22 protein-coding genes are annotated in these 22,578 nt (G+C 71.9%); 8 read left to right on the forward strand and 14 right to left on the reverse strand.

Translation table 11 applies throughout. From position 1 onward, the window contains the following. Positions 1-75: 75 nt before the first annotated feature. Entirely contained in the window at positions 76-1,635 is a 1,560-nt protein-coding gene (locus I6A60_RS30065) for an MFS transporter (protein ID WP_203023729.1), read from the reverse strand. A gap of 335 nt (positions 1,636-1,970) precedes the next feature. On the opposite strand from I6A60_RS30065, the gene I6A60_RS30070 reads away from it, so the two are divergent. Both I6A60_RS30070 and I6A60_RS30075 read left to right on the forward strand, forming a co-directional pair. Further along, positions 1,971-2,528 (forward strand): MarR family transcriptional regulator, encoded by a 558-nt coding sequence (locus I6A60_RS30070; protein WP_203023731.1) that lies wholly within the window; start codon positions 1,971-1,973, stop codon positions 2,526-2,528. 393 nt (positions 2,529-2,921) lie between these two features. Then, positions 2,922-4,469, forward strand: a complete 1,548-nt coding sequence (locus I6A60_RS30075; protein WP_307873937.1) for a right-handed parallel beta-helix repeat-containing protein — start codon at positions 2,922-2,924, stop codon at positions 4,467-4,469. Positions 4,470-4,533: 64 nt separating this feature from the next. Here I6A60_RS30075 and I6A60_RS30080 read toward each other — a convergent pair whose 3' ends face one another. Further along, the gene (locus I6A60_RS30080) at positions 4,534-4,995 is read right to left on the reverse strand and encodes a molybdenum cofactor biosysynthesis protein (protein WP_203023728.1); all 462 of its coding nucleotides are present in this window, start codon (positions 4,993-4,995) and stop codon (positions 4,534-4,536) included. Between the two features lie 127 nt (positions 4,996-5,122). Here I6A60_RS30080 and I6A60_RS30085 point away from each other — a divergent pair, with 127 nt between their 5' ends. Then, entirely contained in the window at positions 5,123-5,989 is an 867-nt protein-coding gene (locus I6A60_RS30085) for an SDR family NAD(P)-dependent oxidoreductase (protein WP_203042057.1), read from the forward strand. Between the two features lie 59 nt (positions 5,990-6,048). On the opposite strand, the gene I6A60_RS30090 is transcribed toward I6A60_RS30085, so the two are convergent. After that, positions 6,049-7,311: an amidohydrolase family protein gene (locus tag I6A60_RS30090; RefSeq protein ID WP_203023727.1), complete on the reverse strand. Its 1,263-nt coding sequence runs from the start codon at positions 7,309-7,311 to the stop codon at positions 6,049-6,051. A 125-nt stretch (positions 7,312-7,436) separates the two neighbouring features. Between I6A60_RS30090 and I6A60_RS30095 the strand changes: the two genes are divergently transcribed. Continuing rightward, a complete protein-coding gene (locus tag I6A60_RS30095; RefSeq protein ID WP_203023726.1) occupies positions 7,437-8,405 on the forward strand; it encodes a helix-turn-helix domain-containing protein in 969 nt (322 codons plus the stop codon). Between the two features lie 60 nt (positions 8,406-8,465). Here I6A60_RS30095 and I6A60_RS30100 read toward each other — a convergent pair whose 3' ends face one another. From I6A60_RS30100 to pabB, 3 genes are all read right to left on the reverse strand, one after another. Beyond that, positions 8,466-9,878, reverse strand: a complete 1,413-nt coding sequence (locus I6A60_RS30100) for an MFS transporter (protein ID WP_307873938.1) — start codon at positions 9,876-9,878, stop codon at positions 8,466-8,468. 84 nt (positions 9,879-9,962) lie between these two features. Further along, positions 9,963-10,850, reverse strand: coding sequence for a bifunctional 5,10-methylenetetrahydrofolate dehydrogenase/5,10-methenyltetrahydrofolate cyclohydrolase (locus tag I6A60_RS30105; protein ID WP_203020855.1), 888 nt, complete (start codon positions 10,848-10,850; stop codon positions 9,963-9,965). Between the two features lie 153 nt (positions 10,851-11,003). Further along, on the reverse strand, positions 11,004-12,170 hold the full coding sequence (pabB, locus tag I6A60_RS30110; protein ID WP_203020857.1) for an aminodeoxychorismate synthase component I: 1,167 nt from the start codon (positions 12,168-12,170) through the stop codon (positions 11,004-11,006). A gap of 319 nt (positions 12,171-12,489) precedes the next feature. Between pabB and I6A60_RS30115 the strand changes: the two genes are divergently transcribed. Continuing rightward, complete coding sequence (locus I6A60_RS30115) at positions 12,490-12,753, forward strand: GlsB/YeaQ/YmgE family stress response membrane protein (protein WP_041259150.1); 264 nt, start codon at positions 12,490-12,492, stop codon at positions 12,751-12,753. Between the two features lie 109 nt (positions 12,754-12,862). Here the strand turns inward: I6A60_RS30115 and I6A60_RS30120 are convergent, their stop codons facing one another. The 5 genes from I6A60_RS30120 to I6A60_RS30140 all read right to left on the reverse strand — a co-directional run bounded on the left by I6A60_RS30120 (position 12,863) and on the right by I6A60_RS30140 (position 17,130). After that, entirely contained in the window at positions 12,863-13,327 is a 465-nt protein-coding gene (locus I6A60_RS30120) for a nuclear transport factor 2 family protein (RefSeq protein WP_203020859.1), read from the reverse strand. 202 nt (positions 13,328-13,529) lie between these two features. Continuing rightward, entirely contained in the window at positions 13,530-14,750 is a 1,221-nt protein-coding gene (locus I6A60_RS30125) for a cytochrome P450 (protein ID WP_203020861.1), read from the reverse strand. An 82-nt stretch (positions 14,751-14,832) separates the two neighbouring features. Next, positions 14,833-15,318 carry a nuclear transport factor 2 family protein gene (locus tag I6A60_RS30130; RefSeq protein WP_203020863.1) on the reverse strand — a complete coding sequence of 162 codons (486 nt, stop codon included), beginning with the start codon at positions 15,316-15,318 and terminating at the stop codon, positions 14,833-14,835. A 133-nt stretch (positions 15,319-15,451) separates the two neighbouring features. Continuing rightward, positions 15,452-16,069, reverse strand: a complete 618-nt coding sequence (locus tag I6A60_RS30135; protein WP_203020865.1) for a TetR family transcriptional regulator — start codon at positions 16,067-16,069, stop codon at positions 15,452-15,454. Between the two features lie 86 nt (positions 16,070-16,155). Then, positions 16,156-17,130, reverse strand: a complete 975-nt coding sequence (locus I6A60_RS30140; RefSeq protein WP_203020867.1) for an aldo/keto reductase — start codon at positions 17,128-17,130, stop codon at positions 16,156-16,158. 102 nt (positions 17,131-17,232) lie between these two features. Between I6A60_RS30140 and I6A60_RS30145 the strand changes: the two genes are divergently transcribed. Continuing rightward, a complete protein-coding gene (locus I6A60_RS30145) occupies positions 17,233-17,535 on the forward strand; it encodes a type II toxin-antitoxin system Phd/YefM family antitoxin (RefSeq protein WP_203020869.1) in 303 nt (100 codons plus the stop codon). Between the two features lie 13 nt (positions 17,536-17,548). Here I6A60_RS30145 and I6A60_RS30150 read toward each other — a convergent pair whose 3' ends face one another. Beyond that, entirely contained in the window at positions 17,549-18,463 is a 915-nt protein-coding gene (locus tag I6A60_RS30150; protein ID WP_203042364.1) for a M56 family metallopeptidase, read from the reverse strand. Between the two features lie 4 nt (positions 18,464-18,467). Further along, positions 18,468-18,866: a BlaI/MecI/CopY family transcriptional regulator gene (locus tag I6A60_RS30155; protein WP_203020902.1), complete on the reverse strand. Its 399-nt coding sequence runs from the start codon at positions 18,864-18,866 to the stop codon at positions 18,468-18,470. A 234-nt stretch (positions 18,867-19,100) separates the two neighbouring features. Between I6A60_RS30155 and I6A60_RS30160 the strand changes: the two genes are divergently transcribed. Together I6A60_RS30160 and I6A60_RS30165 are read left to right on the forward strand one after the other, a co-directional pair. Next, positions 19,101-20,177, forward strand: a complete 1,077-nt coding sequence (locus I6A60_RS30160) for an undecaprenyl-diphosphate phosphatase (RefSeq protein ID WP_203020873.1) — start codon at positions 19,101-19,103, stop codon at positions 20,175-20,177. A gap of 87 nt (positions 20,178-20,264) precedes the next feature. Continuing rightward, complete coding sequence (locus tag I6A60_RS30165; protein ID WP_203055756.1) at positions 20,265-21,032, forward strand: DedA family protein; 768 nt, start codon at positions 20,265-20,267, stop codon at positions 21,030-21,032. Between the two features lie 178 nt (positions 21,033-21,210). Here I6A60_RS30165 and I6A60_RS30170 read toward each other — a convergent pair whose 3' ends face one another. After that, positions 21,211-22,431, reverse strand: a complete 1,221-nt coding sequence (locus tag I6A60_RS30170; protein WP_203020877.1) for a CaiB/BaiF CoA-transferase family protein — start codon at positions 22,429-22,431, stop codon at positions 21,211-21,213. Positions 22,432-22,578 lie beyond the last annotated feature (147 nt).

Genomic DNA, 22,578 nt, shown 5'->3' on the forward strand with positions numbered 1-22,578 from the left:
AGCTACGGCTGGTCGGGACCGCCACCGACCTGCTCGGCGACCGGGCGCTGGGCCTCGGCGGCGCCGGACGGCGGGTCAGCCGGCGTGGACCGGCGTGGCGGGCCCGACCACGTCCGCCTTGCGGGCCCGGACCAGCGCCACGACGATGACCAGCGCGATCGCCATGAAGACCGCGCTCCACACGAACGACGTCGTGTAGCCGGAGATCTGCGCGTGCGCCTGGTCGAGCGGACTCGACCCGTGGTCCTTCACGTAGTTGGCCACGACCGTCGCGTAGATGGTGTTGAGCAGGGCGATGCCCAGCGAGCCGCCGACCTGCTGCGTGGTGTTCACCAACGCGCTGGCGACCCCGGCATCGTGCGGCGCGACGCCGATCAGCGAGACGCTCGACATCGGGACGAAGGCGAGGCCCATCCCGATGCTGATCAGGAGCTCGGCCGGCAGCACGTGCGAGGCGTAGCCGGTGTGCAGGTCGACCTGGGTCAGCAGGAGCAGCCCGACCACCGCCATCGCCGAGCCCACGATCATCGGGATCTTCGCGCCCAGCCGCGGCATCAGCTGGCTCGCGAGCCCGGCGCCGAAGACGATCCCGGCGCTGAACGGCAGGAACGCGAAGCCGGACCGCAGCGCGCTGTAGCCGAGCGTGTTCTGGAAGTAGAACGTCATGAACAGGAACATCGCCAGCAGCGCGGCGCCGAAGAACAGCGACGAGCCGAAGGCGCCGCCTCGGGTGCGGTCGAGCACGACCCGCAGCGGCAGCAGCGGGGACGCGGTGCGCATCTCGATGACGACGAACGCCACGAGCAGCACGGCCGACGCGACGAGCAGCGAGACCGTCGGCACGGAGCCCCAGCCGCTCTCGGCCGCCCGGGTGAACCCGTAGACCAGGGCGAGCAGGCCACCGGTGACCGTCAGCGCACCGGGGATGTCGTAGCTCGGCTTGCCCTCGGCCCGGCTCTCGCGCACCACGCTCACCGCGGCGACCGCTGTGACGAGCGCGATCGGGACGTTCACGAACAGGCACCAGCGCCAGGACGCGTACTCGGTGAGCAGGCCGCCGGCGATCAGGCCGATCGCCGCGCCACCGCCGGAGATGCCGCCGTACACGCCGAACGCCTTGGCCCGCTCCTTCTCCTCGGTGAAGGTCACGGTGATCAGGGAGAGCGCGGCCGGGGCGAGCACCGCGGCGCAAAGGCCCTGCAACGCCCGAGCAGCGAACAGCAGCTCGCTGTTCGGCGCGGCCCCGCCGAGAGCACTCGCGGCGGCGAAGCCGATCAGCCCCCAGACGAAGGCCCGCTTGCGGCCGGCGAAGTCCGCGATCCGGCCGCCGAGCAGCAGGAGGCTGCCGAAGGCGAGCGAGTAGGCCGTCATGACCCACTGCCGGTTGGCGGTGGAGATGTGCAGCGCCTTCTGGGCGTGCGGCAGCGCGATCGTGACGATCGAGCCGTCGAGCACGACCATCAGCTGCGCGACGGCGATCACGGCCAGCGCCAGCCAGCGGCGCGGGTCAGGCTCGCCACCCGGCGCCGAGGCGGCGGAGGCCGGGCTCGTCGACGCCTGGGCCGGGATCGACACCGCCCGGGCAGCATCGCCCCCCGGGCCTTCGCCAGGCGTGACGTCGGTGGTTGTAGTCACAGTGTCTCCCTGGGTCAACTCCTGGAGACTGAGAGTCTCCACGGCGCTGAAGTCGATCCGGTCAGCTGGAACAGCCACGCACGCCGGACGGTTGGTGCGCGACAGCGGATGGTGGACGTCCGCCGTGGACGTCGGTCGGGGGCCGCTGGGTAGCGGGAGGCGCTCCGGGGGACAGGCCGGAGTAGTTCACCTCCTGATAGTACGGCATCGAACTTGACTGGCGTCGAACTGTATTGATCAACTACACTCGGGTCATGAAAGGCCGCGCGAACGGCCCCGCGGTGGGCGCCGACATCGCACCCGGTGCCGCGACCCACGGCCCCGTCGACCTCGTCATGAGCTCGACGGAAGCCCTGGACTCAGCCGGCGACGAGTGCACGTTCTCGGGCGCGCTCACGTCAGTGGGTGGACAGGATCCGATCGACGAACTCATCGCTGACTGGCGCCGCGAACGCCCGGACCTCGATGCCGGCGCCCTCGGCTGCTTCGCCCGCATGAAGCTGCTGTCGAAGAACCTCGCCGGCGCGGCCGACCAGGTACTGCGCCACCACGGCCTCAACCCGGGCGAGTTCGACGTGCTGGCCACCCTGCGCCGGTCCGGCCCGCCGTGCACGCTGATCCCGTCACAGCTGTCCGCCCTGCTGATGATGTCGCGGGCGGGGATGACCAACCGGCTGGACCGGCTGGAGGCCTCCGGCCTGATCGAGCGCAGCCTCGACCCGACCGACCGGCGCAGCTTCCGCGTCTGCCTCACCGCGAAGGGCCTGGCGATCGTCGACGCGGCGATCACCGAACATGCCGAGCTGGTCAACCGGGTGGCCGCCGTCCTGTCCCCCGAGCAGCGTGGGCACCTCGATGATGCGCTGCGTGCCCTGCTCGACGCCTTTCAATAGGCCGCACAACACGACAGCAACGGATAGCGGCAACAAAGCTACATTTAGCTGGTCGTAGTCCTGAACGAACACGGACTCGTTACCGGCGCACGCACGAGACAGCGCCCCCGGCCCCCAAATGGTGCTGTTTTGGCCTGCGGGCCCGGGCTGGCCGGCGCCGGCAGCCAAGCTGGACAAGCGGCTGGTTTCCCACCGGACGCGCCCACCGGGTACGCTCTCGGCCGGCTATGGCCGGACCCGGTGTATACCACCCGAACCGGCCGGGCGATGATGTCCCGCATGAGGCCGTCCACGCAGCCCCTGATCCTGGCTCTCGTCGCGGGCCCCAAGCGGGGAAGGGCATCCGGTCGACACCGGCGCCGGACCCGACGTACGCGGCGGATTCTCGCGACCGTGGTCGCCACGATGCTCGCGCTGTTGTTCACCCCGCATCTGGCATCGGCCGCCGTCCCGCCGACGCTGACCATCACCCTCTACGACACGGATACGGCCGTGGTCGGTGGCACCGGGTTCCCGGTCAAGTCGACGGTGAAGCTGCACGCGGACCTGGCGTACCCCGACGGCACCGCCTATGCGGGTGACGGAACCATCGGCACCGACGGGACCGGCCATTTCCTGGTCGGGTTCATCCTGCCCGAGCATCTCGGGAGCGGCGGCAAGCTGACGGTGACGGCCACCGCGAAGGGCGCGCCGACGCAGGACGTGACGCTGTCACTGAGCGCCGGAGCGCCCATCAACGGCCCCGAGCTGACGCCGTCCCTGCAGCCGTCGGCCTCCGCGCCGGCCGGCGGGGCGCCGAACAACCCCACCACCGGTGGCGGCAGTACCGGCGGCACCCGCCTGCGTGGCGGGACCACCGACCTGGGCAACACCGCCGCCTACCCGAACGCGCCACTCATCCCCGCGCCGCTGAAGATCCCGGCCGGTGGTGTGAGCGTGCCCGCGGGCTCGAACCTGCAGTCCTTCATCGACAGCCACGGCGACGGCACCCAGTTCAACCTGGCCGCCGGCACGTTCAGCGGACCGGGCGTCATCCACCCGAAGGCGGGCGACAAGTTCTACGGCGTCAAGGCCGGGCCCGGCGGGACGAAGCTGGTCGGCCTGGGCATCCAGCGGCCGAACGGCAGCGCGGACAACGTCGAGATCCACAACATCAGCATCACCGGATTCTCGGACTCCGGCCGCAACGGCGCGATCGACAGCAACCTGCACGAGTCCGACGCCGCCAGCGGCTGGAAGCTCACGAACTCGGAGATCTACGGCAACTACCTGGGCGCGTCGATGGGAATGAACTCGCTCGTCGAGAACAACACGTTCCACGACAACGAGTGCAAGGGCGCGGCCGGTGGCATGGACGGGACCATCTGGCGCTACAACCAGTTCATTCACAACCGGCTGCCGGACGCGAACGACCCCGGCGGTGACTGCGGCGGGGTGAAGATCACCGTCGAGACCAACAACCAGTTCATCGGGAACCTGTTCTCGGACAGCGGCCACCCGTCCGGCCTGTGGATGGACGCGTCGTGCCACGACAACATGTTCGTCAACAACATCTCGTACAACAACGACGGCTCCGGGTTCACCGACGAGACCGGCTACAGCAACACCTTCAAGAACAACATCGCCGCGGGTAACGGCTCGAACGAGCCGGACGGCTGGCGGAAGGTGGGCATCGTGATCCAGAGCAGCGGCCGCGACACCGCCACCGGCAACTTCGCCTGGAACAACAACGGGGCCGCGATCACCATCTACATGGAGGACCGGCACGATGCCAGCGGCACCGACCGGACCGCCAACAACACGGTGACCAACAACACCGTCGATGTCGCAACGAAGATCATGAACGTCAACACCAACGGGCCGAACACCGACTCGGGCAACGTGGTCAAGGTGATCGCCAACATGCTGATCCCCCGCCTCGCGGCCGGCCCGCAGATGTGACGGACGCCAGGCAGCACCGTTGAGCGGGGCTGCTGGCCGGTGACAGCCCGGCCAGCAGCCCCGCTCAGCGCTCGATCGTGGCGCTGACCGGGCCCACGCGCAGGATCCCGTCGGTCAGCGGGGTGCAGCGGATCCCGCCCTTGCCGCGCAGGGCGGCGCGGGCGCCGGGGCCGATGGTGGCGTCCATCCAGGCACACGGGTTCGCCCGCCGGTTGACCCGCAGCCGCACCGGGCCGTCGCCCGAGTCGAGCACCAGCACCGTCCCGACGAGGTCGTCGACCGGAAGGTCGCGGACCAGGATGTTGCGCCGCAGCTGGGTGAGGTCGGCGCCCGCCGGCACCCCCTCGACCGCCGTGACCGTGACCGAGGCGTCCCGGTGCGCGGGCTTGCCGAAGTACCGGTCGCCGACGATGCCGAGGTTTGCCCGGATCTCGATCCGCTCGACCAGCTCCCCCGGCGGTGCCGGCAGCGCGCCGTCCGCCGGGCGGCCCTCGTAACGGCTGATCGGCGAGGCCAGCAACTGCACGATCTCCGCTACGCGCCGACCTTACGATCCCGTCTGGCCCGGGTCGAGAAGCTTGCGGCTCCCCTGGGGCCAGGCGTGGTTTCGGCCGTGTTCGCGACGGTTGTCGCGCCGACGGTACGGTCGGCGGATGGTCGACTCGGAGCTCAGCTCGAAGGCCGTCAGCTCGAAGGCCGACGCGAAGGTCATCGTGATCACCGGCGCCAGCGACGGTATCGGCGCGGCGGCGGCGCGGGCGCTGGCCCGGCCTGGCCACGAGCTGATCCTGGTCGGCCGCTCACCCGAGAAGACGCGCCGGGTCGCCGCCGAGACCGGGGCGGCGGCGATGACCGCGGACTTCGCGTCCCTGGCACAGGTCAGCACGCTCGCGCAGCGGCTGCTCGCCGCCCTCCCCCGGATCGACGTGCTGGTCAACAACGCGGGCGGGATCGGCGGCAGCCGGCCGAGCCGCACCGAGGATGGCCACGAGTGGACGATCCAGGTCAACCACCTGGCGCCGTTCCTGCTGACCCGGCTGCTCGGTGACCGGCTGACCGCGGGCGGCGGGCGGGTCGTGGTCACCGCGAGCCGCGCGAGCACCGGCCGGCACGCCGACCTGGACCCGGACCGGCTCGACGATGTCAGCGGCTACCGACCGATGCGGGCCTACGCGAACGCGAAGCTCGCCAACGTCGCCTTCGCGGCCGAGCTGCCGCAACGACTGCCCGGCGTGCGCGCGGTGTCCTTCCACCCCGGGCTGATCCGCTCGAACTTCGCGGCGGGCGGCGCCCCGGTGATCCGGACCTTCATGCGTTCGCCGGCACGGGCGTTGATGCGCTCGCCCGAACAGGGCGCCGACACGCTGGTGTGGCTCGCGACCGCCGGCCAGGGCGAACTCGTCGACGGCGCGTACTACATCGACCGGAAACCGGCGCCCCGCAACCCGGTCGTGGACGACCCGGAGTTCCGCCGCCGGCTGTGGGACCGCACGGCCGAGGCCGTCGACCCGGCCCCGTGACCGGGGCGGCTCCGGATGACCCGGAGCCGCCCCGGCCCAAGCCGGTCAGGCGGCGGCGGTCAGGCCGCGAGGCCGTGCTTCTCGGCGTAGCGGCGAGCCCACTCGGCCCGGGGGACGGTCGCCGTCTCGACGTCCGTCGCGGTGGCGCGCAGGGCGCCGACGGTGGCCTTCTCCTTCGGGATCACGGCGAACGGGTCCCAGTTGAAGAACCGGCTGGCGTTCTGCCAGGTGATCTTGTCGATCTCCGGGTCCGTCGCGCCGGCCCCGTTCAGCTCGTTGAGGACGAACTCAGGAGCGGTCGGCCAGATCGAGTCGGAGTGCGGGTAGTCGCACTCCCAGGCGATGTTGTCGATGCCGATCTCGTTGCGCAGCTTAAGCGTCGTCGGGTCGGTGACGTAGCAGGCCAGCGTGTGCTCGCGGAACACCTCGCTGGGCAGCTTGCCGCCGAAGTCGCGGCGCAGCCAGCGCTGGTTGGTGTAGTGCCGGTCGCAACGGTCCAGGTAGAACGGGATCCAGCCGATGCCGCCCTCGGAGAAGGCGAACTTCAGGTCCGGGTAGGTGCGCATCGCCGGGCCCCACAGGACGTCCTGCGCGGCCAGCGCCGAGATCTGGCAGGCCAGGATGATCAGGTTGTCGATCGGGGCGTCCGGGGCGCCCTTGATCGCGCCGAAGCCCTGGCCGATGTGCAGGCACCAGACCAGGCCGGTGTCCGACATCGCCTGGAACACGGGGCCCCAGTAGTTGAGGTCGTGGTAGCTCGGCAGGCCCTCGAGGTGCGGCTGCTCGGGCATGGTGACCGCCCGGACGCCCTTGGCCGCCACCCGGTGGATCTCGGCCACCATGAGCTGCGGGTCCCACGTCGGCACCAGCGCGATCGGGATGAACCGGCCCGGGTAGGCCGCCGCCCAGCCGTCGACGTGCCAGTCGTTGTAGGCCTCGATCATCGCGATGGTGATCTCGTCCTTGTAATGGGTGAGATGACCAGCGGAGAAGCCCGTGAACGTCGGGAAGCACATCGACGCGAGGATGCCGTTGCGGTCCATGTCGCGGACCCGGTCGTGGATGTCGTAGGCGCCCGGGCGCATCTCGGCGAAGCTGGCCGGGTTCTTGTCCCACTCCTCGGCGGGCCAGGAGACGACGGCGTTCAGGCCGGAGACGCCGGTCGGGCGGCCGCGGTAGATCCACCGCTCGATGCCGTCCTCACCCTTGACCACGCTGGGCGCAAGGTCGGCCCACTTCGCCGGCACGCGGCCGTCGAACATGTCGGGCGGCTCGACGACGTGGTCGTCGATGCTCACCAGGACCATGTCCTCGATGTTCATCTGGGGATTCCTCCTCGGGCGCGGCCGGGCCGTACGGATGCCTGGTGGGTCAGGTCGGTCAGCCCCTCCGCCGACTGGATCACGGTGTGGGCTGGACCACCTACTTAGTTGTACGCTTCCCAGCCATGTCCGTCTCCGCACGTTCGGCCAGGAACCCGGCAGAAACGGCCAACCTCGCCGCCCCCGTCACCGTGCCGGACCACACCGGAACGCTGCGGATCGACGGGGCCGTGCTCCCCAGCGAGGTCGACCTGATCGGCGTCCACATCGGCGCGATCGACCTGCGCCGGGGCGGCGACGCTCTCGGCGGCGGTTACATGTACGAGGGCGAACGGCTCGTCACCCCGTGGCACTCGCATGACCTGCACCAGATCGAGTACGCCATGTCCGGGGTCGTGGAGGTCGAGACCGCCGGCGGACGCTACCTGCTGCCACCCCAGCAGGCGGCCTGGCTCCCGGCCGGGCTCTCCCACCAGGCGACGATGAACACGGCCGTGCGGACCGTGTCGGTGATGTTCGACCCGCGCATCGTCCCCCGGCCCGGCGACCGGGCCCGGATCGTCGCGGTCTCCCCGCTGATCCGGGAGATGATCCTCTACGCGCTGCGCTGGCCGATCGCGCGGACCGAGAGCGACGACGTCTCCGACGGCTTCTTCCGCACCCTCGCGCACCTGGTGGCCGAGGCGATCGACCACGAGGCCCCGCTGAGCCTGCCGACCTCGGCGGACCCGCTCGTCGCCGCGGCGATGGCCCACACCCGGGAGAACCTCGACACCGTCACCGCGGCCACGGTGAGCCGGGCGATCGGGGTGTCCGAGCGGACGCTGCGCCGCCAGTTCGCCGCCGAGCTGGGCATGTCCTGGCGGGCCTACCTGCTGCAGGCCCGGCTGTTGCGGGCGATGGCGCTGCTCGCCGAGCCGGGCCCGTCGGTGCTGGACGTGTCGCTCGCGGTCGGCTTCGAGAACGTCAGCGCCTTCGCGCGCGCCTTCGCCCTGCGGGTGGGCGAGACCCCGTCGGCCTACCGCCGCCGCGTCGCCGCCGATCCGAAGCCGATCGGCGGTCCAGCGCAGCGGGAGCCACCGCCAACCCAGTGACGGTCGGTCCTGCGCCGCGGCCCGGTGCCGTGTCGGTCCCGGGCCGCGGGCCGGTGATGGTCAGTCCCGGGCCGGGTTCGGGACGAAACGTCCGATCGTTCCGTTCGGCAGGCCGACGGCGGTGCTGGCGCCGCCCGGCCGGCCCGACCCGGCGAGCCGGCGGCCCAGCACCCGCCAGAGCGCGTACTGCAGCACCGCCAGCAGCAGCGCGACCGGAGGCAGCGTCCACGGCCCGACGAGCTGGATGACCGTGCCCATCAGCCAGGGGAACAGCGCGCCGCCGGCCACCCCGCCGGCGCCCAGCGCGCCGATCGCGGTCGGCACCAGGTGGGCGTCGGTCAGCCGGTTCATGATCGACATCGTGGTCGGGTAGACCGGGCCGAGGAAGAACCCCAGCGGGACGAAGCTCAGACTCGCCAGGCCCGCGGTGGCCGGGGCCGCCCACAGCAGCGCGCAGCTCACCGTCGTCCCGACCATGCAGACCGACAGCAGCTGGGTCGCCGACAGCCGAAGCCGAGTGGTCGCCGGAGTGGCCATGAACCGGCCGACAGTCAGACCGAACCAGTAACCGCTCGCGGTGTAGCCGGCAAGCAGCCCGGACACCGAGCGGGCGTCGACGAGGTAGGTGTAGCCCCAGTTCCCGATGCCCTGTTCCAGGCCGACGTAGACGCAGAGCATCGCGCCGGCCCACAGCACCAGGGGCTGGCGCACCACGGCGAGCAGCGCGTGCCGACCGCTGCGGCTCATCGCGACGGGAGCGACCCCGTCCACGCCGGCCGTCTGGCTGGCGACGATGGCACCGGGGTGGGCGACCAGCAGCGGATCGACGTCACGGGCGGGGAACGTAAGCCAGCCGACGGCCGCTGGAGGCAGCGCGAGGCCCGCCATGATCAGCATCACCGCGGGCCAGTCGGCCACGGTCAACAGGCCGGCCGCGGCCAGCGGGCCGAGCAGCGCCCCGACGCCGAAATACGCGTGCAGCCGGTTCATGACCGCCGTGGCCGACGGCAGCCCGGCGACGTACGCGTTGAGCACGCCCTCACAGGAGCCGGACGCCGAGCCGACCACGAAGCTGGCCAGGACGAGCACCGTCAACGGGGGCCGACTGGCGGACAGCAGGTAGGCACCGCCGAGGACGACACTCGCGGCCAGGATCATCCGCCGCATGCCGAACCGGTGGCCGAGCGGCCCGACCACGGCGCTGGCCACCACGAACCCCACGGAGTTGGCGACGAAGGTGGCCCCGATCGTCGCCTGGTCCACCCCGTAGTCGCGCATCTGCGCGGGCAGCAGCACCCCGGTCGCCCCGAGCCCGATGCCGAAGATGATGAACAGGTAGTAGGAGAACCAGACCGACCAGCGGTCCCGGTTCGCGGCCGCGCGAATGGTGCCCCCCTCTTCGTCCCACCGGCCGGAGGCTCCGACGAGGCGACGCGGGACGGCAGGCCGGGAACCCGGCCAGGACCAGTTCACCACCGCGCGCCGGCCCGCCGAGCCCGGATCCGGTGTGAGAACCCCCTGGACCCGGGCTGTTCAGCCGCGCGTGGGGCCTAAGGCCTACTCCGGGCCGGCGGTGGCGGCGGTGAGGCCTAGGCGGGCGGCGCGGGCCGTCTCGCGGGCCTGGGCCGCCTTCATCGTCTGGTCGATCAGGACGGCGATCGTCATCGGGCCGACGCCGCCGGGCACCGGGGTGATGTACGAGGCCCGCTCGGCGGCCGGCTCGTACTCGACGTCGCCGCTGTTGTCGGCGTAGCCGGCGTCGACGACGACCGCGCCGGGCTTGATCCACTCGCCCCGGATGAGCGCGGGGCGGCCGACGGCTGCGACGACGACGTCCGCGCGGGCGACGTGGTCGGCCAGGTCGGTGGTGCGCGAGTGGCAGTAGGTGACGGTCGCGTTGCGGGCCAGCAGCAGCATGCCGACCGGCTTGCCAAGGATCGGGCTGCGCCCGACGACGACCGCGTGCCGGCCGGCCAGCGGGATGTCGTAGGCGTCGAGCAGGGCCATGATCCCGCCGGGGGTGGCCGAGTGGAACCCGCCCTCGTCGAAGGCCATCATCGCGAACGACGTGCGGGTGACGCCGTCGACGTCCTTGGCCGGCGCGATCGCCTCGAACGCGGCGCGCTCGTCGATGTGGTCGGGCACCGGGTGCTGCAGCAGGATGCCGTCGACCTCCGGGTCGGCGGACAGCTCCCGGATCCTCTCGACCAGGGTCTCGGTCGAGATCGACGCGTCCAGGTCCAGGCGGCGCGACTGCATACCCACCTTGGCGCAGCGGTTGGCCTTCATCCGGACGTAGGTGTGCGAGGCCGGGTCGTCACCGACGAGCACGGTCGCGAGCACCGGGACGCGGCCGTGCGCGGCCACGAACGCGGCGACCTCCGTCGTGACCCGGTCAAGGATCGCCGCCGACTGGGCGCGGCCGTCGAGGATCTGCGCGGTCACTCGGTCTCCTATCTGAGGCAGCCAGTTTCTGAGGCGGCCAGGACGCTATGTCGTCTCGGCCGGGCGCGGGCCTCGGGCTCTTGGGCGCACGGGCAGGTGGAACACGACGGTCGGGTCCCGCGTCTCAGCCGGCCCGGTCGTCGCAGTGCCAGGCTACGGCGCGGGCGAGAGCGCCGGGTGGGTCAGACGGGTCAGCACCCTCGCCTTGGTGAGCAGCTCGGCGTATTCCGTCGTCGGTTCCGAGTCCCAGGTGATGCCGCCGCCGGTGCCGTAGTCGGCGCGGCCGGTGGCCCGGTCGAGGACCGCGGTGCGGATGGGGACGCTGAACCGGGCCTGGAACCGGGCCCGCGGCGGGGCGACCAGCCCGATTGCACCGCAGTACACCCCGCGCGGGCCGTCCTCCAGCTCGCGGATGATCTCCATCGTGCGCGGCTTGGGTGCGCCGGTCACGGAGCCGCAGGGGAACAGCGCCCGGAAGACGTCGACCAGCCCGGCATCCGGCCGCAGCCGCGCCGTGACCTCGGAGGTCAGCTGATACACGGTCTCGAACCGCTCGACGCGACAGAGGGACGTCACCCGCACCCCGCCGGTCGCGGCAACCCTGGCCAGGTCGTTGCGCAGCAGGTCGACGATCATGATGTTCTCGGCGCGTTCCTTCTCACTGGCCCGCAGGGCCGCGAGGACCGCCGCGTCCGCCTCTGGAGTGCCGGCCCGGCCGGCGGTGCCCTTCATCGGCCGGGTGCGGACGTCGCGGCCGCGGATCTCGAAGAACAGCTCGGGGCTGGCGCTCGCGACCACGAACCGGCCCGTGTCGACGAACGCGTTGTAGGCACCGCGCTGGCCGAGCGCCAGGTCGGCGTACAGCGCGCGCGGATCCCCGGCGACCTCGGCGGTCAGCCGCGTGGTCAGGTTCGCCTGGTAGGTCTGGCCGGCGGCGATGTGACAGCGGACCGCCTCGACCCGGCCCCGGTGGGTGTCCTCGTCCCAGGCCAGCTCGCAGTGGCCGATCCGGTAGGCGCCGGCGCCGGCAGGCCGCACCGGCGGGACGACGGTGGGCGCGGCGCAGACGCCGAACCACGCCAGCGGCAGCCCGTCCACTCCCTGGCCGACCGCGAGCACCGGGTCCAGGCCGGCCGCGGCCTCGTAGGCGAGGAAGCCGTAGGCCCACCAGCCATCGGCGGTGGCCCGTTCCAGCTCGGCCAGCAGCGGCGCCACGTCGCCGGGCCGGCTCGTCTCGAGGACGAAGGCGGGGGGTCCAAGCTCCCAGGCCACCCCGGCCCGCAGGTCGTCGAACCTGGCGGTCGCGCCCTGGCTGGACATGACACCTCCGGCGCCGGATTGGCGGACCTGGACGGTTCCTCAGGGTGAGGACCATCGGGCCCGGCAGGTGCGGCCAGGCGGGCCCGCCCCGACGGCGAGCGCGCCCCGACGACCGATGCCCGGTCACGGGCGAAACACGGTCGTGACCGGCGCAGATGGCCGTCGCTGCTACCAAAAGGTGCCACCCGAACCGCGCGTCACGCAACGCGCCGTCAGATTGAGGCGTTACACCTAGAAGCGCGGGCGAAGACGATACTGTCCGGCTTCGTACCATGCCTCCCCGACGGCGGTGAGGCCCATGCGCGGAAGCGAGAGTGCCATGTTCCAAATCATCTGGATCATCATCGCGGGTCTGATCATCGGGGCACTCGCCCGGCTCGTCCTGCGTGGGCGTCAGAACCTGCCGATCTGGCTGACGATCGTCGCCGGCATCATCGGCGCGCTGATTGGCAACGTGATCGCGAGCGCCATCGGCGTCGGGCACACCGGCGGTGTCGACTGGATCCGCCACATCCTCCAGATCGCGGTGGCTGCCGGCGCCATCCTCATCCTCCAGCCCATCTGGCGGGGCTCGCGCCGCTGACCAGACGGCCGGCACCCCTCGCTGGGCACAGCACAGCGGCGTCCTCCCCCGGGAGGACGCCGCTTGTGCGTTCAGGCCCGCGCGACCGCGCGGACCGAGGCGGAGAAGCTCAGGCGTCCGCCCAGTCGGGGATGTCGATGCCGTGGACCGGCGACTCGCAGCCAGGCTCCGGCCACGTGACGAGACCGTCGCCGGTGACGAAACGGCAGACCACCGACTGGATGCGCCAGCCGTCGGCCGTGCGGACCACCTCGTCCCGGTAGAGGGTGTGGCGGAGCGCGGCGCTGTGCCGGTTCACGAACAAGGCGTTGCGGGTGGTGCGCACCCGGTCGGGGCTGAGCGCCTCGATGACCGGCGGATTGGCCAGATGCGTTCCGCGCTGCGCGGTCCGCATCAGCCTGCGTAGTCCGTCATGGCCGCGGTAGGTCCGCCCGTCGATGTCGAAGCCCGCATCCGTGGTGAACAGCCCCACCCAGCCGTCGACGTCCACGAGATCGAGCAGCACGCAGTACCTCGCCAGCAGGCCCGTGATGGCCAGCTGGTCCGCCGGCGGCAGTTCCTCGGCGTCAGCCACGCTTGCTCCTGTCCACGCGATCCGCTCCAGGAGTGCCGGGGCCGCCCTCGGGCGGGCCACGCGCCGTCGTCCGGGGGAGGGCGACAACCGGCGCTCCGGCCCGGCCGTCTCCCGAATGCGTGTCCTGAGCTTGGTGTGATGTGCGTCACCTCAGTGTAGACCGCAGGCGCGCGCCCAGACGGCCGTTTCGGAGCAAATCCCCTTACCGGGACCGGCTGACCGGGCTCGCCGGGGTGAAGTGAACGGGCATCGCCTCGATGCCGGAGACGAAGTTGGCCGGCCGGCGGCGCAGCGGCTCGCCGGTAGCGAGCTCCATGTCGGGGAGGCGGGCGAGCAGCCGCGAGAACATCACGGTCAGCTCGTGGCGGGCGAGCTGGTTACCGAGGCAGAAGTGGGTGCCGAAGCCGAAGGCCAGATGGTCGTTGGGCGCGCGGGTGACGTCGAAGCGCTCCGGGTCGGTGAAGTGCGCGTCGTCGAAGTTGGCCGACTCGTAGAGCAGCAGCATCTGCTGTCCGGCCGTCAGGTCGGCGCCGTACCAGGTCTCGTCCGCGACGACCGTGCGGCACATGTTCTTGACCGGGGAGACCCAGCGCAGCATCTCCTCCACCGCCGTGGGGATGCGCTCGGGCTCGGCCACGAGCAGGTCGCGCTGGTCGGGGTGCGCCAGCAGCGCCGCCATCCCACCCGAGATCACGTGTCGCGTCGTCTCGTCGCCGCCGATGAGGATCAGCAGCGACTCGCTGTGGACCTCGCGGTCGGTGAGCCGGTCGCCGTCGACCTCGGCGTGCACCAGGACGCTGACCAGGTCATCTGTCGGCGCCGACCTGCGGCGCTCGACCGCGGAGGTGATGTGCTTGTGCCAGCCCGCGGCGGCCTCGGCCGACTCGGCGACCGCCTCGGGAGACGGGTTCGTGTCCAGCGCGGACAGCATGGCGTCCGACCAGCGCAGCAGCCGGGCCCGGTCCTCGGGGGCGACCCCCAGCATGTCGCCGATCACGATCATCGGGAGCGGGGCGGCGAGGTCGCGGACGAAGTCGCACTCCCCCGCCTCGCAGACGGCGTCGATGAGCAGGTCGCACAGCTCGACGAGGTAGTCGTGCCGCGACTGCACCCGGCGCGGGGTGAACCCCCGGTTGACCAGCTTGCGTCGCTTGGTGTGCTCCGGGTCATCCATATCGATCATGTGGGGAAACGCGCCGGTACCGGGACGGGAGCCGTTCGCGCTGGAGAAGCGGTGCGGCTGCTTCTCGGCCTCCAGGACGGCCGCGTAGCTCGCGACACCCCACAGCCCGCTGTGCTCGTCGAAGAACACCGGCTCGTTCGCCCGTAGCCAGGCATACGCCGCGTGCGGGTCGCCCTGGTCACCGGCATAGAACCGGCCGTCGAGCAGGTTGAGGTCGGGCCGGACGGTCGGTGCGGTCATACCGGTGCGCTCGCCTTCGTGCTCGTGCCGCTACCCGGGTCGGTCAGACCAGGCAGGGTCCGTCAGACCAGGCAGGGGTCGGTCAGACCAGGCCGGTGGCGTCGAAGACCCAGGACAGGTCGCCGGCGGCCATCGCCTTCTGCCAGCCGGGCGGTGCCGCGGCCAGCAGCGTGTTCAGGTCCCAGTAGTCCCGCCACAGCATGATCACGCCGTCCTCGATCCGCTGGACGGAGACGAACGGCAGGGTGACCTTCTCCCCGGTGGGCCAGCCCCAGTGCTCCTCGTGCTCGGTGATGACCAGGTTGCCCTCGGCCACCACGCGCGAGGTGCCGTGGCTGTACTCGGACAGGCCGGCCAGCGCGGTCCTCAGCCGAGCCTCGATGTGCTCGGGTCCGCGGGCGGCGGCGGCCGCGGTGGTCGGCACGTCGTAGTAGATCGAGTCCGGGCCGAAGAAACTCCGGAGCCGCGACCAGTCCCGGGCGTACAGCGCGGCCCACAGCCCGGCCGCCACGTCCCGTGGCACCGCCAGCTCTCGCGGGTCCACGGTCGTCGCGCTCGGATCACCCATCGCCGTCACCTCGTCAGCCGACCGGGTGGCCGCCCGTCGTCGAGCTGACGGCCCGTCAGATCTGAGAAGCTAACATCCACGCGGCCGCGACGCAGCCGGTCGGCGGCTGACGGTCTGGGTCGGCTCTCGGGGGCTACCGCAGGTCCGGCAGGGTCGCGAGGGCGTCGAGCAAGGTCTCGGACAGCGAGTCGTCGCCGCCCCGGGCGACCCAGCGCTCGAACGCGTAGCTGACGACGCCGGAGAGCGCCGCCGCGTACGCACCGGCGCGGGCGTCGTCGGGTCCGACCCCGAGCCGCGCGGAGACGGCCGCCTGGAACGACACCGCGGTGCTCACCGCGCCACGGGCCAGTGCCAGCAGCACGGCCTCCGGCAGGCGGTGCACGGCGAGGCCCCAGGTCAGCAGCAACTCCCGGTCCGCCTCACGTTCGCCCCCTCGCTCCGCCTCCGTCTCGCGGACGGCGGCCGAGAACGCCTCGACCAGCGACTCGTGCGCCGGCCGGTCGCGGACCCTGGTACAGAGGATCTCCGTCAGGGTTCGCGGCAACGCGGCGAGCACCTCGTCACGGCTGCCGAAGTAGCGGAAGAACGTGCGCATCGAGATGCCGGCGGCGGCCGCGATCCGCTCGATCGTGACGTCCTGCGGAGCCTCCTGGGCGAACAGCGTCAGCGCGGTGCGCTCCAGATGCCGGGCCACTCGCTCACGCCGCAGCTCCCATCCGTTAGGACGGTGCACCAGGGTCTCGACGCTCATGAATCCGCATCATGCCGCAAGGAGGGCCCGCAGACCTGGCCCAAACGGGCCGAGAACGCGGGCCTGCGACCTACGCGTCAGTCGGGTTACCAGCGGTTATGAACGAGCTCGCGGATCCGCTGGTCGTAGATCTCGCGGACGGCGGCCAGGGTCGCCTCGTCCAGCGGCGGCGACGCGGCGGCGCCGGCGTTGGCGACCGCCTGCGCCCGGTTGCGCGCCCCGGGGATGACGGTGGTGACGCCAGGCTGGTCGATCACCCAGCGCAGCGCGAGCCGGGCCGGATGGTCCGACAGCGCGGCGAACTCCCGGGCGGCCGCGACCCCCGTCGCGTAGTCGACGCCGGAGAACGTCTCGCCGACGTCGAAGGCCTCGCCGTGCCGGTTGAAGGACCGGTGGTCGGACGGGTCGAACACGGTGTTCCCGTCGTAGCGGCCGGACAGCAGGCCCGAGGCCAACGGAACGCGGGCGAGCACGCCAACCCCGGCGGCGCGCGCAGCCGGCAGGAACTCCTCCAGCGGCTTGCGCCGGAACGCGTTCAGGATGATCTGGACGCTGGCGACGTGTGGCCGGCCAAGCGCCGCGAGCCCCTCCGCCACGGTCTCGACGCTCACGCCGTAGCTCGCGATCCGTCCCTCGGCGACCATCGTGTCGAGCGCGTCGTACACCTCGCCGCCGGTGATCACCGACGTCGGCGGGCAGTGCAGCTGCACCAGGTCCAGCCGGTCGACGCCGAGGTTGCGCCGTGACCGGTCGTTCCAGGCCCGGAAGTTCGCCAGCACGTAGTTCTCCGGAACCTGCGCGAGCCGCCGACCCATCTTGGTGGCGACGAAGACCCCGCTGTCCGGGTGCTCCCGCAGGAACCGGCCGATCAGCTGCTCGCTGCGGCCATCCCCGTAGACGTCGGCGGTGTCGAAGAGCGTGACGCCCTGCTCGACGGCGGCGGCCAGCACGTCCAGCGCGCTCGTCTCGTCGACGGCACCCCAGTCCGCACCCAGCTGCCAGGTGCCGAGCCCGACCACCGACACCGCCCGGCCAGTACGCCCCAGAACCCGCTCCTCCATGGCGGCGATCCTAGGGGCCAGGTCCGACGCCTGGCGGATGCCGGCGCGGAACGAGCGGTCAGGCTCGACAAGGTGCTCCGAATTCAGGCCTAACGTGGACTGGTGCAGACGCTGCCCATCTCGAAGGCCAAGGACCGGCTGAACGAGCTCGTCAACGCCGTCGCCCTCACCCGCGAGCAGGTCACCATCACCAGAAACGGTTCCCCGGCAGCCATGCTCGTCGGCGTCGACGAGTGGGAGTCGATCCAGGAGACCCTGTACTGGCTGTCCCAGCCAGGGATTCGCGAGTCCGTCGCCGAAGCGGACGCGGACGCCGCCGCCGGACGGGTTCTCGGCGAGGACGAGATACGCGCCCGATTCGGCGTTCCCCACCGAGCCGACGCCTACCGCCCGTGGCTCGCCTGACCGCGGCCCGCCGTCAGGCGCCGTGGCCTGGGTAGCGGGCGAACTCGAAGAGCTCGTGGACGTCATGGCCGGCTAGCAGGGCGCAGACCGCTGCGATGGCCAGGACCACCAGCGGGGCCGCCGCCGGCAGCCAGCGGCGCCGGGGTGGCGGGGCCAGCAGCGCGGCGACGCGGTCGCCGATCTGGCCGTCGGTGAACCCGGCCACGGTGGCGCGCGTCGCGTCATGCCGGGCGAGCGCCGCCCGGGCCACGGCCTGCGCGGTGAGGCGCCGGTCGCCGGTCGCCGCCGCGGCAGCCTCGTCGGCCCAGCGCTCGAGGGCGTGGTCGCAGGCGGCGACGTAGGGCCGGGCCAGCGGGCAGGCCGCGGCGGAGAGCCGCACCACGAACCGGAACAGCCAGTGCGCGTGGCTGAGGTGGCAGTGCTCGTGGGCGAGCAGCACCCGGCGCTCCTCGGCCGGCAGGGCCCGCAGCATGCCAGACGACACGACGATCCGACCGGGCCAGCCGGGCACGGCGAGCGCGGCCGGCTCCGGGTCGTCGACGACGACGAGCACGCCGGCGCAGCGGTCCGAGCGGTAGGCCGGCAGCCAGCGGCGCGCCTCCGCCACCAGCCGTCGGGCGAGCATCCCGGCGCCCGCGAGCCCGACGGCGACCGCGACCCACGCGGCGACAGAGGCGATCGTCGGCACCGGGTCCCCGGCGCCGACCAGCCGGGCCGACCAGCGCCCGACCGCCGCGACCGGCGGCGCCTGACCCACCAGCAGCACCGCGAGCAGGCCGACGACGATCACCCAGACGGCTGCGCCGCCCAGCGCGGAGGTCGCGAGCAGCAGTGCCGCCCGCGCCGGGGGCAGCCGGCGGGCCGCCGGCCGAGCGACCGCCAGCAGTACCAGCGCCGCCGCGCCCGCCAGGCAGACAGAGAGCAACACCGCGTCAGCCCTCGGCCCCTGGACCGTCCGCGTCCTGGCGCGAGTGGTTCAGCAGGTCACGCAGCGCCTGCTCCTCGCCGGGCTTGAGGCTGCCGACGAACCGGGCGAGCACCCCGAGCGGGTCGTCGACCTGCTCCAGCAGCCCGCGCATCCGGCGGGCGGTGAACTCGGCCGTGCTCTGGGCCGGCTGGTAGAGGAAGGTGCGGCCATCGGCGGTCCGGGTCAGCTCGCCCTTGGCGTGCAGGCGGTTGAGGATGGTCATCACCGTGGTGTAGGCCAAGCCGTCGCCCAGCGCGGCCTGTACCTCCCCGGGCGCGAGCGGCCGGTCGGCCGCCCACAACGCGGAAAGCACCTCGGCCTCCAGCTGTCCCGGCCGCCGCCGCGACCTGCCCTCGGAGCCCATCGTCACCCACCCAAGCTACCCGGGCCCGGACCACCAGCGGTACCGGTCGTCCACGCGCCAACCTCACTGTAGTAGGTTGTAGTAGAACAGGTACGATGAGCGCGCGCCAGCGAAACCTTGCTGGCAAAGCCCTGCTGGCAAAGCCCTGCCGACAAGGCTCTGCCAGCGAAGCCCTTTCAGCTAGGCCCTGCCAGCCAGACCCGCCTGCCGACCCGGAACCGAGCGGAGACCCGTGTGTCCAGTGACCTGACCTACCTGCAGTCAGGCGTGATCGGCGTCCTGCAGGGGGCCACCGAGCTGTTCCCGGTGTCGAGCCTGGGGCACTCGGTGATCATTCCGGCCCTCATCGGGGGCTCGTGGAAGCACCTGGTGACCGAGAACTCGGCCGACAAGTCGCCGTACCTGGCCTTCATCGTGGCCCTGCACGTGGCGACCGCGCTCGCGCTGCTGATCTTCTACCGGTCCGACTGGGTCCGCCTGATCAGGGCGTTCGGGCAGACGCTGCGGTCCCGGAAGATCGAGACGTCGGAGCAGCGGCTGGCCTGGATGGTCATCGTCGGGACCATCCCCACCGGCGTGATCGGTCTCGCGCTCGAGCACACCCTGCGGACGATCTTCGCGAAGCCCGTCGCGGTCTCCGTGTTCCTGGCCATCAACGGGGTCGTCCTCTACACCGGGCAGCGGATGCGTGACCGCTCCGAGCGCTCCTCGGTGGCCGGTGCCCAGAGCCGGGACGGCCTGACCTCCCCCCTGGCGCGCGCGGACGGCGCGGCGATCGCCGAGGCCGGCTACCCCGCGACGGCCGGCGGCGGGGACGCTCCGACCCTGGCGCTCAGGATTCCCGGGCGGTCCCGGTCCCGGGTGCCGGCCCAGGCCGGGGCCGGCCAGGGCGCCGCCCACCCCACCGGGCGAGGCCGGGCCAAGACGCTGGAGAACCTCACCGTCAAGGAAGCGACCGTCATCGGGCTCTACCAGTCACTGGCGCTGCTCGCCGGCATCTCCCGGTCCGGCGTCACCATGATCGGTAGCCTCTCCCGGGGACTCAACAACGAGGACGCGGCCCGGTTCGCCTTCCTGCTCGCGACGCCGATCATCCTCGCGGCTGGTCTGTTCAAGCTGCCCGAGCTCGCCGGCAGCGAGACGAAGGGCATCCACGGTCAGATCGTCTTCGGCGCGGTACTCGCTGGGATCGCGGCCTACCTGACCACCCGCTTCCTGGTCAGGTACTTCGAGACACGTACGCTCACGCCGTTCGCCATCTACTGCTTTGTGGCCGGCGTCCTGTGCACCGTGCGGTTCGCCTTCTTCTAAACCAGGCCCGCCGGCGCCGAGCCGACCCGACGACCCGACCCGACACCGCATCCGGACCCAACAGGCGCGAAAGAGGCAGACACGCTCGTGGAGCACTTCATCACCACCTACGGGATCGCCGCGGTGTTCGTGCTGATGGTCCTCGAGTCCGCGTGCATCCCGATCCCGTCCGAAGTGACCATGCTGGTCGGCGGCGCGATGTCGGCTGGGGCGTTCGCGGGCTCGAAGCCAAGCCTCGTCCTGGTGATCGCCGCCGGCGTGGTCGGCAACGTCATCGGCAGCTACATCGCCTGGGCGGTCGGCCGGTACGGCGGCACGCCGCTGATCATGAAGTTCGGGAAGTACGTCTTCCTGCGGAAGCACGATCTCGACAAGGCCGAACGCTGGTTCGACAACCGTGGCGCGATCTCGGTCCTGGTCGGACGCCTGCTCCCGGTGATCCGGACGTTCATCTCGCTGCCCGCCGGCATCGCGCGGATGAACCCGGTGAAGTTCGGTATCTACACCACGCTCGGGTGCATCCCGTGGACCGCGGCGTTGGCCATCGTGGGTTACCAGGTCGGCGGCAACTACAAGCACATCGCCGAAGACTTCAAAGGCCCCACCTACGTCATCCTCGTGATCGTCATCGTGGTGGCGGGGTTCCTGGCGTACCGGCACATCAAGCGATCCCGCGCCGCCGCCAGCACGCCGGGTGCGCCGGGTGCGCCCGACGACCGGACCATGGCGGTCGACCGGCGCGGACCGCGCCACCGCCGAGGCGGGGGCGCGGCGGACACGCGAGACGTGCCGAACGAGCGCCCCGGCTCCGACCGCTGGACCGACGAGCGAGACCAGCCCCGCGCCCGCCGGTAGCTCGAAGGCGCCCGCCGCCGACCGCTTCGCCCGGCCCGGCGTCCCAAGATCTCTGTTTCGACCCTCCGGTGGTCGTATTCGGCGCTGTTTCGTAGCCACCAGAGGGCGAAAACAGCGATCAAGAGCCGGCGGGTCGGTCGTGAGCCGGCCTGGCTGGCCGCGAGCCGGCCACGCCGGGCTAGAGGACCGCGCCTCGTTCCTTCAGCGCGGTGATCTCCTCCCAGGTCAGGCCGAGCCCGAGCAGGACGTCCTCGGTGTGCTCGCCGTGCTCGGGCGCGCGGGTCGGCTGGCCCGGCCGCCCGTCGAACTGGACCGGCGCGGTGACCATCGGCAGGCCGAAGCCGCCGGCCATCTCGACGTCGGCCACGTAGCCGTTCGCGACCACCTGAGGGTCGTCGTGGACCTCGCGCGGGGTCTGCACCGGCGCCCACTCCCCCGCGAACCCGGCCAGCGCCGCCCGCCAGTCCGCGAGCGTCCGGGTGGCGAAGACGGCGTCGAGCTCGTCGACGCAGGCTGCGGCGTTGCGGCGCCGGGCGTCCAGATCCACGAACCGCGGATCCACGGCGAGCTCCTGGCGGCCCACCGCGGCGCACAGGTCGGGCCAGTACCGGTCCGGCGTGAGCATCATCAGGGCGACGAACCGGTCGTCCGCGGTCCGGTAGGTGAGCATCAGCGGGTTCCACACCGCCTGCCGGTCGACCCGTGTGCCCGTCCGGCCCGCGGCGTCCAGGCGGGCGTTCACGACGTCCGGCTGGACCTGCCAGAGCCCTGCGGCCAGCAACGACGAGTCGATGACGGACGGCTCCCCGGTGGCCGCGCGCCGGTACAGCGCGGTGCTGACGGCGCCGGCGAGGGCGAGACCCGCAGCGAGGTCGCCGAAGGCCGGCCGCGGCGGTCCTGGCCACTCGGCCGGCGAGGTGTAGAGGTGCTGCATGCCGCTGCGGGCCCAGTAGGCGCCGGTGTCGTAGCCGCCGCGGCCCGCGTCCGGGCCGCGGGAGCCGAACGCGGTGCCGCGGACGTAGATGACCGACGGCGCGTCGGCCCGCACGTCGTCGACGTCGAGACGCAGCCTGCGCAGGCCGTCCTCGCGCAGGCTGGTGACGAACACGTCGGTGTCCTGGAGCAGCCGGCCCAGCAGAGCCCGGCCGTCCGGGTGCGCGAGGTCGATGCCGACCGACCGCTTGCCCCGGTTGGCGGACTGGAAGAACGGGTCGACGCCGCGGTAGACGTTGTGCAGCCCGACCGTGGTCAACGCCCGGTACGGGTCGCCGGTGACCGGATGCTCGACCTTGACGACCTGGGCGCCCCACTCGGCGAGCACCGCGCTGGCCATCGGCACGAAGACGTGGGTGGCCACCTCCAGCACCCGGATCCCCGCCAGCGGACCGACGTCAGCCACCCGACCTCCTCTACCGAAGCGGCCCGGACGGCACCAGGCCGCCAATCAGGTAAGTGACCGCTCATGAAGTATCGGTGCCGGGTGCGCCGGTGCACAGCCAGATCGACCCGGCCTGGCCAGGTCGTACGGCGCGCCTGGCGCCCCCGG

Origin of the sequence: Frankia sp. AgB1.9 (assembly GCF_016786355.1) — a bacterium.
Classification (GTDB): domain Bacteria; phylum Actinomycetota; class Actinomycetes; order Frankiales; family Frankiaceae; genus Pseudofrankia.

What these genes read in the sequence shown, in the direction of transcription:
- I6A60_RS30090 (WP_203023727.1), bottom strand. Translation starts at nt 7,311, where the DNA reads ATGAACATCGAGGACATGGTCCTGGTGAGCATCGACGACCACGTCGTC.
- I6A60_RS30085 (WP_203042057.1), top strand. Translation starts at nt 5,123, where the DNA reads ATGGTCGACTCGGAGCTCAGCTCGAAGGCCGTCAGCTCGAAGGCCGAC.
- I6A60_RS30125 (WP_203020861.1), bottom strand. Translation starts at nt 14,750, where the DNA reads ATGACCGCACCGACCGTCCGGCCCGACCTCAACCTGCTCGACGGCCGG.
- I6A60_RS30130 (WP_203020863.1), bottom strand. Translation starts at nt 15,318, where the DNA reads ATGGGTGATCCGAGCGCGACGACCGTGGACCCGCGAGAGCTGGCGGTG.
- I6A60_RS30115 (WP_041259150.1), top strand. Translation starts at nt 12,490, where the DNA reads ATGTTCCAAATCATCTGGATCATCATCGCGGGTCTGATCATCGGGGCA.
- I6A60_RS30135 (WP_203020865.1), bottom strand. Translation starts at nt 16,069, where the DNA reads ATGAGCGTCGAGACCCTGGTGCACCGTCCTAACGGATGGGAGCTGCGG.
- I6A60_RS30095 (WP_203023726.1), top strand. Translation starts at nt 7,437, where the DNA reads ATGTCCGTCTCCGCACGTTCGGCCAGGAACCCGGCAGAAACGGCCAAC.
- I6A60_RS30140 (WP_203020867.1), bottom strand. Translation starts at nt 17,130, where the DNA reads ATGGAGGAGCGGGTTCTGGGGCGTACTGGCCGGGCGGTGTCGGTGGTC.
- I6A60_RS30155 (WP_203020902.1), bottom strand. Translation starts at nt 18,866, where the DNA reads ATGGGCTCCGAGGGCAGGTCGCGGCGGCGGCCGGGACAGCTGGAGGCC.
- pabB (WP_203020857.1), bottom strand. Translation starts at nt 12,170, where the DNA reads ATGTCCAGCCAGGGCGCGACCGCCAGGTTCGACGACCTGCGGGCCGGG.
- I6A60_RS30070 (WP_203023731.1), top strand. Translation starts at nt 1,971, where the DNA reads ATGAGCTCGACGGAAGCCCTGGACTCAGCCGGCGACGAGTGCACGTTC.